General features: G+C 68.4%; 12 protein-coding genes and 3 pseudogenes. 10 read left to right on the top strand and 5 right to left on the bottom strand.

Translation table 11 applies throughout. The features are described from left to right. Positions 1-124: 124 nt before the first annotated feature. A complete protein-coding gene (mce, locus tag F0344_RS09805) occupies positions 125-553 on the bottom strand; it encodes a methylmalonyl-CoA epimerase (protein ID WP_185298409.1) in 429 nt (142 codons plus the stop codon). 134 nt (positions 554-687) lie between these two features. Between mce and F0344_RS09800 the strand changes: the two genes are divergently transcribed. The 3 genes and pseudogenes from F0344_RS09800 to F0344_RS37045 form a co-directional block, all read left to right on the top strand. Then, positions 688-1890: an acetyl-CoA C-acetyltransferase gene (locus F0344_RS09800; protein WP_185298408.1), complete on the top strand. Its 1203-nt coding sequence runs from the start codon at positions 688-690 to the stop codon at positions 1888-1890. Positions 1891-1950: 60 nt separating this feature from the next. Further along, positions 1951-2910: a methylmalonyl Co-A mutase-associated GTPase MeaB gene (gene meaB / locus F0344_RS09795; protein ID WP_185298407.1), complete on the top strand. Its 960-nt coding sequence runs from the start codon at positions 1951-1953 to the stop codon at positions 2908-2910. A gap of 58 nt (positions 2911-2968) precedes the next feature. Then, a pseudogene (locus tag F0344_RS37045) lies at positions 2969-3097 on the top strand (ATP-binding protein); the annotation flags it as partial. An 81-nt stretch (positions 3098-3178) separates the two neighbouring features. Here the strand turns inward: F0344_RS37045 and F0344_RS09790 are convergent. The 4 genes from F0344_RS09790 to F0344_RS09775 all read right to left on the bottom strand — a co-directional run bounded on the left by F0344_RS09790 (position 3179) and on the right by F0344_RS09775 (position 5813). Beyond that, on the bottom strand, positions 3179-3655 hold the full coding sequence (locus F0344_RS09790; RefSeq protein WP_185298406.1) for a MarR family winged helix-turn-helix transcriptional regulator: 477 nt from the start codon (positions 3653-3655) through the stop codon (positions 3179-3181). Between the two features lie 102 nt (positions 3656-3757). Beyond that, on the bottom strand, positions 3758-4534 hold the full coding sequence (locus F0344_RS09785; RefSeq protein ID WP_185298405.1) for an AIM24 family protein: 777 nt from the start codon (positions 4532-4534) through the stop codon (positions 3758-3760). Continuing rightward, on the bottom strand, positions 4531-5181 hold the full coding sequence (locus F0344_RS09780; RefSeq protein WP_185298404.1) for an AIM24 family protein: 651 nt from the start codon (positions 5179-5181) through the stop codon (positions 4531-4533). The genes F0344_RS09785 and F0344_RS09780 overlap by 4 nt, the downstream gene beginning before the upstream one ends. Beyond that, complete coding sequence (locus F0344_RS09775) at positions 5181-5813, bottom strand: AIM24 family protein (RefSeq protein ID WP_185302602.1); 633 nt, start codon at positions 5811-5813, stop codon at positions 5181-5183. Before F0344_RS09775 ends, F0344_RS09780 begins: the two co-directional genes overlap by 1 nt. Positions 5814-5971: 158 nt before the next feature. On the opposite strand from F0344_RS09775, the gene F0344_RS09770 reads away from it, so the two are divergent. From F0344_RS09770 to F0344_RS09740, 7 genes and pseudogenes are all read left to right on the top strand, one after another. Next, complete coding sequence (locus F0344_RS09770; RefSeq protein ID WP_185298403.1) at positions 5972-6319, top strand: DUF3817 domain-containing protein; 348 nt, start codon at positions 5972-5974, stop codon at positions 6317-6319. Further along, positions 6316-6453: pseudogene (locus F0344_RS09765) on the top strand (thiamine-binding protein); the annotation flags it as partial. The gene F0344_RS09770 and the pseudogene F0344_RS09765, both read left to right, overlap by 4 nt. Before the next feature lie 19 nt (positions 6454-6472). Beyond that, on the top strand, positions 6473-7945 hold the full coding sequence (locus tag F0344_RS09760) for a recombinase family protein (protein WP_185298402.1): 1473 nt from the start codon (positions 6473-6475) through the stop codon (positions 7943-7945). 468 nt (positions 7946-8413) lie between these two features. Continuing rightward, positions 8414-8614: a hypothetical protein gene (locus F0344_RS09755; RefSeq protein ID WP_185298401.1), complete on the top strand. Its 201-nt coding sequence runs from the start codon at positions 8414-8416 to the stop codon at positions 8612-8614. 33 nt (positions 8615-8647) lie between these two features. Further along, positions 8648-8818, top strand: a pseudogene (locus tag F0344_RS09750) (thiamine-binding protein); the annotation flags it as partial. Positions 8819-8953: 135 nt separating this feature from the next. Next, a complete protein-coding gene (locus F0344_RS09745) occupies positions 8954-10822 on the top strand; it encodes a glycosyltransferase family 2 protein (RefSeq protein WP_258049809.1) in 1869 nt (622 codons plus the stop codon). A gap of 2 nt (positions 10823-10824) precedes the next feature. Then, entirely contained in the window at positions 10825-12777 is a 1953-nt protein-coding gene (locus F0344_RS09740; protein ID WP_185298399.1) for a kelch motif-containing protein, read from the top strand. Positions 12778-12795 lie beyond the last annotated feature (18 nt).

Genomic DNA, 12795 nt, shown 5'->3' with positions numbered 1-12795 from the left:
CGAGCACCGCTCGTCAGGAGCGGTCCCCCGGGGAATGGTGACAGATCAACGGCAGGGACGCGGCGCGGCCCCGACCCGGCCCCGGCCCGGAACCGCCCACTCTACCGGGCCGGGTATCCGGGGGTCAGTGCTCCGTCCGGGACGTGACCAGTTCCGTGAGGACACCGTGGCAGTCCTTGGGGTGCAGGAACGTGATCCGGGACCCCATCGAGCCGGTCCTGGGCTCGTCGTACAGCACCCGTACCCCCTTCTCGCGGATGTCCGCGGCGTCCCCGTCCACGTCGGCCGTACCGAAGGCGATGTGATGGACGCCCTCACCGTTCTTGGCCAGCCACTTGCCCACGGCCGAATCCTCGCGGGTGGGCTCCAGCAGCTGGAGGTACGAGGCGCCGCCGTCGGACGTATCGTTGATCTTGAGCATGGCCTCCCGTACGCCCTGCTCCTCGTTGATCTCGGAGTGGAACACTTCGAACCCGTAGGTCGAGCGGTAGAACTCGACGGTGGTGTCGAGGTCGAAACAGGCGATCCCGATGTGGTCGATTCGCGTCAGCATGGAACCAGTGCAACGCCCCGTCCTTGGTTACGCAACGTGCGCGCGATCACACCCGCTGCCGGATGACGGGCGAGGTACCGCTCAGTACATTCATGTAAACCCTCGTTCACTTCTCACCCCTAGGGGCCGTGCCCATGTCACGAACGACCGGTACCACCACTTCTGTGATCGTCGCGGGCGCCCGGACGCCCATGGGCCGCCTCCTGGGCTCCCTCAAGTCCTTCTCGGGAGCCGACCTCGGCGGCGTCGCCATCAAGGCCGCGCTGGACCGGGCCGGCATCGGCGGCGACCAGGTCGAGTACGTGATCATGGGCCAGGTCCTGCAGGCCGGGGCGGGGCAGATCCCGGCGCGCCAGGCCGCGGTCAAGGCCGGTATCCCGATGAACGTGCCCGCGCTCACGATCAACAAGGTGTGTCTGTCGGGGCTCGACGCGATCGCCCTCGCCGACCAGCTGATCCGCGCGGGTGAGTTCGACATCGTGGTGGCCGGTGGCCAGGAGTCCATGACGAACGCTCCGCATCTGCTCCCGAAGTCCCGCGAGGGCCACAAGTACGGCGCGATCGAGATGCTCGACTCGATGGCGCACGACGGCCTGACCGACGCGTACGAGAACATCCCGATGGGCCAGTCGACGGAGACGCACAACACCCGTCTGGGCCTCAAGCGCGCGGAGCAGGACGAGATCGGCGCCCAGTCCCACCAGCGTGCCGCCGCCGCCCAGAAGAACGGCATCTTCGAGGCCGAGATCACCCCGGTCGAGATCCCGCAGCGCAAGGGCGACCCGGTGCTCTTCTCGAAGGACGAGGGCATCCGCGCCGAGACGACCGTCGAGTCGCTCGGCAAGCTGCGCCCGGCCTTCTCCAAGGACGGCACGATCACGGCGGGCACCGCCTCGCAGATCTCCGACGGCGCCGCCGCCGTGGTCGTCATGAGCAAGGCCAAGGCCGAGGAGCTTGGCCTGGACTGGATCGCCGAGATCGGCGCCCACGGCAACGTGGCGGGCCCGGACAACTCGCTCCAGTCGCAGCCGTCCAACGCGATCCGGCACGCCCTGAAGAAGGAAGGGCTGGAGGTCGGGGACCTCGACCTGATCGAGATCAACGAGGCGTTCGCGGCGGTGGCCGTCCAGTCGATGAAGGACCTGGGCGTCACGTCCGACAAGGTCAACGTCAACGGCGGCGCCATCGCGCTCGGCCACCCCATCGGGATGTCCGGCGCCCGCGTCGTGCTGCACCTCGCCCTGGAGCTGAAGCGCCGCGGCGGCGGTACCGGTGCGGCGGCGCTGTGCGGCGGCGGCGGTCAGGGTGACGCGCTGATCATCCGCGTCCCCAAGTAGAGACACCCCAGGCACAGAGGTGTCCGAGCAGCGACAGCCCCACGAGTGAACGGAGCGGTGATGGTGGACGTCCCCACCCTGGTCGAGCAGGCGCGGGAGGGCAGGCCGCGGGCCGTGGCCAGGCTGATCTCCCTGGTGGAGGGGGCTTCGCCGCAGCTGCGCGAGGTGATGGCGGCGCTGGCACCGCTGGCCGGGAACGCGTACGTCGTCGGGCTCACCGGCTCGCCCGGTGTCGGCAAGTCGACTTCGACGTCGGCGCTCGTCTCGGCGTACCGGCGGGCGGGGAAGCGGGTCGGCGTCCTCGCCGTCGACCCGTCGTCACCGTTCTCCGGGGGCGCGCTCCTCGGCGACCGGATCCGGATGTCGGACCACGCGTCCGACCCGGGTGTCTACATCCGTTCCATGGCCACCCGCGGTCATCTCGGCGGCCTCGCCTGGTCGGCCCCGCAGGCGATCCGGGTGCTGGACGCCTCCGGCTTCGACGTGATCCTCGTGGAGACGGTCGGCGTCGGTCAGTCGGAGGTGGAGATCGCGGCCCAGGCCGACACCTCCGTCGTCCTGCTGGCGCCCGGCATGGGCGACGGCATCCAGGCGGCCAAGGCCGGAATCCTGGAGATCGGCGATGTGTACGTCGTCAACAAGGCCGACCGGGACGGCGCCGACGCCACCGCCCGCGAGCTCAACCACATGCTGGGCCTCGGGGAGTCCCGGGGGCCGGGCGACTGGCGCCCGCCGATCGTGAAGACGGTCGCCGCCCGGGGCGAGGGCATCGACGAGGTCGTCGAGGCCCTGGAGAAGCACCGGGCGTGGATGGAGGAGCACGGGGTGCTGACCGCGCGGCGCACCACGCGTGCGGCCCACGAGGTCGAGACGATCGCGGTCACCGCCCTGCGCGAGCGGATCGCCGATCTGCACGGCGACCGCCGCCTGGACACGCTCGCCGAGCGCATCGTGGCGGGCCGGCTCGACCCTTACGCGGCGGCCGACGAACTGGTGGCGGGCCTGACCAGCGGCGGGTGAGCCGCCGAGCGGTTTTGGGGCGGCGTGCCGTGCTCCTCGTCCTGCGCGCCGACCTCATCGACCGCGCGGACCTGGAGGCGGAGGTGGCCGCCGGGATGTGGCGGCCCGGCACGCAGGCACGCTGACGGTGGGGGACGCCCCGGAGGGCGGAGCGCTGTTCCTGCTCCGACTGCCCCGGTTCGCCTGAACGCCTGGTCATCGATCGCCGGACCGGCTTGAGATACGGCGTGGAAGTCAAGCCCGTCCGGCGATGGAGGAACACGGGAGGCTACGGCTTGCCGCGCAGTCCGCGCAGGTGGTCCGCGATCGGGGTCAGTGCCGTGTGCAGCTCCGCCAGCGCCTCCGGGGACAGCAGGTCCATGAAGTGCTTGCGCACCGACGCGACGTGGTGCGGCGCGACCTCCTTCATGGTCTGCGCACCCTGCTCGGTGAGCACCGCGTACAGCCCGCGCCGGTCGGACTCGCAGTTCTCGCGGCGGACCAGGCCCGCGCTCTCCATGCGGGTGATCTGGTGCGAGAGCCGGCTCTTGGACTGCAGCGTCGACGCGGCCAGGTCACTCATCCGCATGCGCTGGTCGTCCGACTCCGACAGATTGACCAGGATCTCGTAGTCGTTGTTGGTCAGGCCGAACGGTTGGAGGTCCTTCTCCAGCTGGTGCATCAGCAGCCTGCTGACGTCCAGGTGGGTGCGCCAGGCGCACTGCTCAGCATCGCTCAGCCAGCGAGTGGCCGTCTCGGTCTCCATATATGGATTCTACCTAAGAAGTTGAAAGCCGGACGAAGTGTGAGGATGTGACACCCGGCACGCGCGCGCAGACGTTCGACGTCACACTCCGGAGCCTACCGTTCACAAACCGAATCGACGCTGGAGGTCCCCCAGCTGGCCGGGCAGACGGGGCGCGGAGCCATGCTGACCCGCACCACCCGCACTCCCCCCGGGCACCCCGGCCTGCTGCGGAACGGCGCCCGTCGGCTGCTCCGCCATGAGCACCTCGGTCGACTGGAGCAGCACCGTGCCCGCCCCGACGAACTCGAACTGGTGCTCCTCGCCCGAGGCCCCGCCGATCCCGGTCAGGGACCGCAGCCCGCCCATCACGCCCGACATGTAGCCGTGGTCGTAGTGGTGGCAGGGGGCGGGGCAGTCCGCCCAGCCCACCAGGGCCTGCGGGTCGACCCGCAGAGGCGGTTCCATGAAGACCACGGGACCGTTGGAAGCGGCGACGAACTTCCCCGTCCCGATCAGTGTGACGAAGCCCGGCACGATGGACTGCTTCAGGGCCAGCGTCGGCTGGTAGGCCAGCAGATTGCCGGAGCGGACCGTCAGGTTCCCGTTCTCCAGGTCGAAGGAGTTCACGTCGAAGGCCCGGTCCGCGAGCAGCATCTTGCCGCTGCCCTCGGCCACCACCCAGTCGCTCGCGTGCAGCGGCGAGTGGAAACTCTTACGGATCAGCCGCTCGAAACGGCCGTGTCCGATGCCGTTGAACTCGATCTGCCCGTAGTAGGCGATCATCTTGCCCTTCTGCAGGAACCACTGGCTCCCCGTGAGTTCCACGCAGAAGGTGTACGCGTTGACGTTGTCGTCCGAGGGCAGTGTCATCGGGTCGTGGATCACGGGTGTGCTCACAGCTTCTCCTCCGACGCCTGGACGTACACCGCACCGCTGCCGCTGAGCTCCAGCTGGAACGCCTCGCCGGAGCCGCGCCCCACCATGTCCCGCCAGCCCAGCGCCGTGGAGAGCTTGTTGCGTACGTCGCCGTGGTGGGCGACGTACGCCTGCGGGTCCACATGCACCTCACGGCCCGGGGTGATCGGCAGCTCGATCACCCCGCCGTGGGCCATCACCGCGACGGAGCCGTGACCCTTGAGGCTCGTGGTGAACAGACCCTGCCCGGTCACCTGGCCGCGCACCATGCCCATGACCCCGCCCTGCGAGCCCATGAACATCGTGCTCTGCTGGAGGGTCCCGTCGAACGCGAGCAGCCGGTCCGCCTCCACGTAGAGGGTGTCGCCGGCCAGGGCGATCACCTGGATGTGGTGGCCGCCGTGGCCGAACAACACCGTGCCGCTGCCCTCGACCGTCATCAGCGGGGTCGCCTCGCCGGCCACCCGGCGCCCGATCATCGAGGCGAGGCCGCCCTGTCCGCCCTGGAGGTTCGGGGTGAACGAGACGTCGCCGCGGTAGGCGAGCATCGCCCCCCGCTGGCTGTACATCTTCTGGCCCGGGACCACCGTGGCCTCGACCATCTTCGAATTGATCTCGCGGAACGGCATCAGACGTCGCCCCCGAGGGTGTTGCGTTCGCTGGGCTGCACGTAGACCAGGCCCTCGCCCTCGAAGCGGATCTGGAACGACTCGCCGGACCCCTCGCCCATGAGCGTGCGGAAGTTCACCCCGGACTGGAAGTGCTGCTGGAGGTTGCCCTGGTGGGCGATGTAGGCGCCTGGGTCGACGCTCAGCGGGTACCGGGTCGTCACCCGCAGCACCACCGCCGTGCCGTCCGACATGATCGCCGCCTGGCCGGTGCCCTCGACGGTCGTGGTGAACAGACCGTTGCCGCCCGCCCCGCCGCGCAGTCCGGTGAAGGTGGTGCCGGTGCGCAGCCCGGCGTCGGTGGCCAGCAGATTGCTCGCCTCTACGTACAGCTTGTCGCCCCGCAGTGTGACCAGGTTGATCTCGCTCGCCCGGTCGGCGAAGTAACAGGTCCCCTGCCCCGTCACCTCCATCATCGTCATCTGCTCGCCGGTCAGCCGGCGGGTCACCATGCCTCGGATGCCCTCACCCCCGCCGGACATCTTCTTGAAGGCCATCCGGCCGTCGTACGCGACCATCGAGCCGTTCTTCGCCTTGACGCCGTCGCCCGTGAGGTCGACGGCGAGCGTCTTGCCGCCTTGGAGCCGGAACATTGCCACGCGTAGACGGTAACCGGAGTGGGGCGCAGCGGACAGGGCCCCGGGCGCTACGGCCACCCCGCTCCCCGGGCAGGCCGGTGCCGGTGCCACAATGGGGGGCGCTTGTGCCTGCGTTCACAAGCCGTCACCGTCCTCCCACCGAAGGTGCCCCCGTGGACATCAAGACCGCTTCCGCCCTGCACCGGCTGCGCCTCATCTCGGTTCCCGAGGCGCTCTCCTTCCCGGCGCTGATCCTCTTCGGCTCGATCCTCAGCCGCGTCTCGGACATCGACTTCCTGATGATGCCGCTCGGCGTCCTGCACGGCGCTCTCTTCGTGATCTACGCCGTGTTCCTGCTGGACGTGTGGGTCAAGGCCAAGTGGCCGCTGAAGCGCGTCGCGCTGTTCTTCGTGCTGTCGATCCTGCCCTTCGGCGGGCTGTACGGCGACAAGCTCATCAAGCGGTACGAGTCCGACGGCGTCATCGCCGGCCGGGCCCGCCGCGAAGGCGTCGTCGCGTGATCGTCGCCTTCTCGGTCTCCCCGCTCGGTGTCGGCGAGGACGTCGGTGAGTACGTCGCCGACGCGGTCCGCGTGGTCCGCGAGTCCGGACTGCCCAACCGCACCGACGCGATGTTCACCTCCGTCGAAGGTGAGTGCGCGTACCTTTGAGTACATGACCTCAGTAGCGATCTACCTACGGTTGTCCCGCGAAGCTGACGACAGTGCCTCACTCGACACCCAGCGCGCTGCCTGCCGTCGATGGCTGACCGCCAACGATCACGACCCCGCTGACGCTGTCGAGTACGTGGACAACAACGTCAGCGGCGCGAAGCCCATTGAGGAACGCCCTGGGCTCCGTGCGCTCATGGCGGCCCGCCCTGACGTGGTGATCACGTGGAAGCTGGATCGCTTCGCCCGATCGGTCTCGGAGTTCCTTCGGCTCGTGGCGTGGGCTGAGGCGGCGGGTATACGGCTTGCCACGACCGACAACACAGTGAACACGCTCACGCCGACGGGTCGCATGGTCGCCACCGTTCTTGCTTCGCTCGCGGAGTGGGAACGGGGGATGATTTCCGCCCGAATCAGCGAAGGGCACGAGACCCGGCGGAGCTTGGGGCGCTGGGGTGCCGGACGTGCACCGTTCGGGTACAAGACGGTCCGCCGGGACGGTGCCGCATACCTTGAGATCGACGACGCCCAAGCCGCTCAAGTTCGCTCAGCGGTAAGGGAGTTGATCGACGGGGGTACCGTCGCCGGGACAGCGCGTACGACTGGCTTGAGCGAACCCCAATGGCGGCGGATGCTCAAGTCGCCGACGTTCCGGGGGCAGCGCGCCCATAAGGGGAAGTTGGTCATGGCCGCCGACGGGGTGACCCCGGTCGAGTTTGCCGAACCGATCCTGTCTGCCGCTGAACTGATGGCCGTCCGCCAACGGATGCTTGACCTTGCGACCGGCGCTGACCGTGCTCCCCGTCAGGCAGCGCCCCTATGCGCTGGGATGGCGTTTTGTCACCGCTGTGACGGCCGGTTGAACGGAGGCACCAGCGACAAGGGGGTGCGGCTCTACAGGTGCAAGGCAGGTCACGTCACTGTCTACGCAGAGACCCTTGACCGGCGGGTTGAGGATGAATTCCTCAAGGTGTGGGGATGTTTCAACGAAGTCAACGTCCACCTTGAAGGCGGCAACGACCTTTCGGCGGAAATGATCGAAGCCCAGGAGCAAGCTGCACGCATCGGTGCCCAGATGGCGACGGCCGGACCGCTGATGATGGGCACGTACGAAGAGATGAGCGCGAAGCTCGAAGCCGCATATGCCGCGCTGTTGGCCGCACATGACCCCGAAGTTCGCGAGGTGGCCACACCGACGGGTCGCACTATGGGCGAGGCGTGGGCGGCGCTGGACGACGCAGGTAAGAGCCGGTTGCTTGAAGCAATGCACCTCACGGTGACGCTGCACCCCAAGCAACGGGCGGAGCGCCTTGAAATCGCGTGGGGTCCAACCGATCCTGAGGCCGCTGAGCTTGCTGCTATTGCTGCCGCTGAGACTGAGGAGTTGCCCCGCCGGCGCGTTATGTCGGAGGAAGAGCACGACGAGATTCGGCAGGATGTCTTGGACGACATTGCGCGGCAAGAGAGCTTGCTGTAAGCGCCTGAGCGCCGTTCGCGGCCCGTTACTGGGATTGCCCCGGTGGCGGGCCGTTCGGTGCCCCAGGGGGCGCGGGGACCTCTGGCGGCGTTGTCGGTGGCTGCGCCTAGGGTCGAGGTGATGTCGCACTTCGGGCGGGGTTTCGTCGGGGGAATGGTGGAACGACGTTCGGGGGGGGGGTGCCCCTATGTCTTTGGTCAAGGCGGATGGGTGCTGGTTCGGGCGTCTGGAACGATGTGCCTGTTTTCCCCCGTCCCAGCGACCAGCCGGAGGATCGCCCCATGACCGAGCCAAGAACGTATCCCAGCGCTCCGGTTGACCTCCCGGATCGGTCCGGAGAGCTGGAGCCGACACCCGTCGCCGGTTGCGCCGGTTGCGCAGAGCTGGCCAACGTCCGGACCCGTGCGCGCGCTGGCGGGGACTGGACGACTGTGACGGACGCCAACATCTTGATGCGGACGCACCCCGATGGTCACGAGTGAGGACATAGGCCACCGGGTCGAGGACGGTGCGGGGAGGATCGGCATCCTGCGCGATGTGATCCGGGACTACGAGGACCCGTCGGACCCACCGGGGGAGCGCAGGAAGCGGCCGACGGCGTTTGTGTGGCCCGAGGGTGGGGGTCGTGAGTGGACGGTCCCGCTCGACGGCGTGAAGCGTGCTCCGTAGGGGGTGAAGCCGATTTTATGTACTCCAAGCTTTGCTATCGAAGGTGAGTGGGACGAGGTCATGGACGTCCTCAAGCGGGCCGTCGCCGCGGTCGAGGCACGCGCCGGACGCGTCTCCCTGGTACTGAAGGCCGACATCCGTCCGGGCGTCACCGACGGTCTGACGTCCAAGGTCGAGACGGTGGAACGGCATCTGGCGGGCTGACGCCCCGTCCGCGTCGCACACCTCCGCGTTCACCCGATAGGCCCCCGCCGTCATACGGCCGGGGGTCTCTCGCGTTCCGATTCCAAAACCCCTCACTCGGACCTGCCGAGTCGACACGCCGTTGCGCGTCCCTTCATGTGGGGACTACCAACCCGTTCGACACTTGGAGGCACGGTGCGGTCGGAGGGCTACGACTACGACACCCACAGCCGGCTCGCGGGTCCGCTCACGGAGCCGGACGCGGCGGGCTACCGGGTGCGGTACCGGAGTCTGCTGTCGACGGAGAAGCACCGAATAAGAGCCGTCCTCCTGATGACGCTGGCCCCGGTGCTCACCGGCGCCCTGCTCCTGTACCTGGTCTGGCCGACGCACTGGACCGAGCGCGAGAACGGTGAGAGCTGGCTCGTGTGGGCCGACGCGGTGATGCTCACCTCGATCGGCCTGATCGAGCTGTTCATGCTGGTCAACGTCGTCTCGGTGGCGCACGCCACACTGGTGGCCCGGGACCCGGTCCCCGTCAGGCCGGAGCCCGGTACAAGGGTCGCGTTCCTCACCACGTACGTGCCGGGCAAGGAACCCCTCTCGATGGTGAGGGCCACGCTCCAGGGCGCCGTGCGGATGCACCACGACGGGCCGCTGGACATCTGGCTGCTCGACGAGGGCGACGACCCGGCGGCCCGGATGCTCTGCGCCGAACTGGGCGTGCACCACTTCACCCGCAACGGGGTGCCCGAGTGGAACCGCAAGAAGGGCGTCCACAAGGCACGGACGAAGCACGGCAACTACAACGCCTGGCTCGCCATGCACGGGGACGGCTACGACTTCTTCGCCTCCGTCGACACCGACCATGTGCCGATGCCCAACTTCCTGGAGCGGATGACGGGCTACTTCCGGGACCCCGACATCGCCTTCGTCGTCGGACCGCAGGTCTACGGGAACTACGACTCGGCGGTCACCAAGGCCGCCGAGTCCCAGCAGTTCCTCTTCCACGCGCTGATCCAGCGCGCGGGCAACCGCTACGGCGCCCCGATGTTCGTCGGAACCAACAACGTCGTACGCATCGCCGCACTGCGCCAGGTCGGCGGCCTGTACGACTCGATCACCGAGGACATGGCGACCGGCTTCGAGATCCACCGCCGCCGCAACCCGCTGACCGGGAAGTTCTGGCGCTCGGTCTACACGCCGGACGTGCTGGCCGTCGGCGAGGGACCGGCCTCCTGGACGGACTTCTTCACCCAGCAGCTCCGCTGGTCGAGGGGGACGTACGAGACGCTGTTCAGGCAGTACGGCAAGGCGCTGTTCCGGGTCCCGCCCGGCCGGCTCCTCAGCTACACGCTGATGCTCGTCTACTACCCGATGACCGCGGTGAACTGGCTGCTCGGTGTCCTGAGCTGTGTGCTGTTCCTCTGGCTCGGGGCCTCCGGCACCCAGGTCGCGGCCTCGATCTGGCTGATGCTGTACAGCGACGCCGCGGCCCTCCAGATCGGGCTCTACCTCTGGAACCGGCGCCACAACGTCTCCCCGCACGAACCCGAGGGATCGGGCGGCCTGGCGGGCATGGCGATGTCCGCGCTGTCCGCGCCGATCTATCTGAAGTCGCTCGGCTCGGCGGTGCTGCGCACCGACGGCCGGTTCGTCGTCACCCCCAAGGGCGGCGAGGCCAGCCCCGACCGGCTCCTCACGTTCCGTATCCATCTCTTCTGGGCCGTCGTGCTGCTGAGCTCGCTCATCGCCTCCGTGCAGCTGGGCCACACGCACGTGGCGATGCGCACCTGGGCGGTGCTCGCCCTCGCCATCTCCGTGTCACCGGTCGTGGTCTGGTCGTGGACCACCTGGCAGGAACGCCGTAGCCGGCCCCGCGGCGTCGTGTCCGTACCGATGAAGCCGCCGGAGTCCGCCTACGTCACCACCACGACCACCACGACCACGACGGCCACCGCGTCACCGGCGCCCTCGGCGTCGGCCGCCGCCACGACCACCACCACGACCGCAGGAGGGAACTGAGGATGGCGTACACGCCCACGAAACGGATGAGGAAGACGCTGCTGGGCGGCGGTGCCATCGTGCTGCTCGCCGGGCTCAACGCCCCGGCCGCGCTTTCCTTCGCCGAGGACCGCTACCACGCCTACAAGATCGACCAGCCCGCCTACAAGGCCCGGTACGGCTCCTGGGACCAGGTGAACATCCCGGACGAGTACCGCACGAACGCCATTCACGCGGCTCTGCTGCACACCGGCAAGGTGCTCATCGTCGCGGGCTCGGGCAATGACGAGAAGAGCTTCGACGAGGGCACGTTCGACACGATCCTGTGGGACCCGAGGACGAACGTCTTCAAGAAGATCGCCACGCCGGAGGACTTCTTCTGCGGCGGCCACGCGGCGCTCCCGGACGGCCGGCTGCTGATCGCGGGCGGCACCGCCCGCTACGAGGTCCTCGACGACAAGGTGAAGCGGGCCGGCGGCGGGATGCGGGTGAAGAACGAGAACCCCGACAAGCCGCTCACGCTCAGGAAGGGCACCGTCTTCCGTTCGCCGTCCGGTGTCGAGTACGTCTCGCAGTTCGACGTGACGGTGCCCAAGGCCAAGCGGGAGTTCGAGGTCGACTACTTCAAGAGCGGCCAGATGAAGCCCTGGAAGACCAAGGTGACCGCCTCGGAGGCGCGGGTCTTCGTGGAGTCGCTGAAGGACGGACCGCAGGCGGTGACCACCGAGGCCGCCCAGTACGAGATCGAGGGCCTCAAGGGCAAGGCCGCCGGCAACTCGTACGGCCTCGCCGAGAAGATCACCATGGACAAGCAGGACTTCCAGGGGATCAGGGCGGCGTACGAATTCGATCCGACGGCCGAGAAGTACATCCGCGTCGACCCGATGAAGGAGGCCCGCTGGTATCCGACGCTCGTCGGCCTGGAGGACGGCAAGGTGCTCGCCGTTTCCGGCCTCGACGACGTGGGGGCGATCCTGCCCGGCGACAACGAGATCTACGACCCGAGGACGAAGAAGTGGTCCAAGGGGCCCTTCCACTACTTCCCGACGTACCCCGCGCTCTTCCTGACCAAGGGCGGCAAGCTCTTCTACCCGGGCGCCAACGCCGGGTACGGGCCCGCGGACAAGGGCCGGGCCCCGGGAGTGTGGGACCTGAAGACGAACACCTTCACCGAGGTCCAGGGGCTGACGGACACCGAGGAGACCGAGACCGCGGCCTCCCTGATGCTGGCCCCGGCCCAGGACCAGAAGGTGATGATCCTCGGTGGCGGCGGGGTGGGCGAGTCCAAGAAGTCGACCGCCCGTACCGCGATCATCGATCTGAAGGCCGACAGTCCCGTCTTCGAGGACGGGCCGGACCTTCCGCAGGGCACCCGCTACCTGAACAGCGTGATCATGCCGGACGACACGGTCTTCACCAGCGGGGGATCGACGGACTACCGGGGGCGCGGCGCCAGCAACATCCTCAAGGCGCAGTTCTACGACCCGAAGACCAACGCCTTCCAGGAGGCGGCCGAACCGACCGTCGGCCGCAACTACCACTCCGAGGCGCTGCTGCTCCCCGACGGCCGCGTGGCGACCTTCGGTTCCGACTCGCTCTACGGCGACAAGGACAACACCAAGCTCGGCAAGTTCGAGCAGCGCATGGAGATCTACACGCCCCCCTCGCTGCACGGGAAGGGCGAGCGGCCGGTGATCGGCGCCGGACCGCAGGACGTCGTACGGGGAGGCAGCGCCACGTACGAGGTCGCCGACCCCACGAGGATCGCGACCGCCCGGCTGATGCGGCCGAGTGCCGTCACGCACACCACCGACGTCGAACAGCGTTCGATCGAGCTGGGTCTGAAGAGGGGGAAGGGCGCGGTGACGGTGGAGCTGCCGGACGACAGCACGCTGGTACCGCCCGGCTGGTACATGCTCTTCGTCACCGACACGGACGGAACGCCGTCCGAGGCGAAGTGGGTCAAGGTCGGCTGAGGCGACGGTGGCCGCAGG

Source organism: Streptomyces finlayi (genome assembly GCF_014216315.1).
Taxonomy (GTDB): Bacteria; Actinomycetota; Actinomycetes; order Streptomycetales; family Streptomycetaceae; genus Streptomyces; species Streptomyces finlayi_A.
Note: the sequence above shows the minus strand (reverse complement) of the source record. Positions and strands in the feature narration are given on the sequence as shown.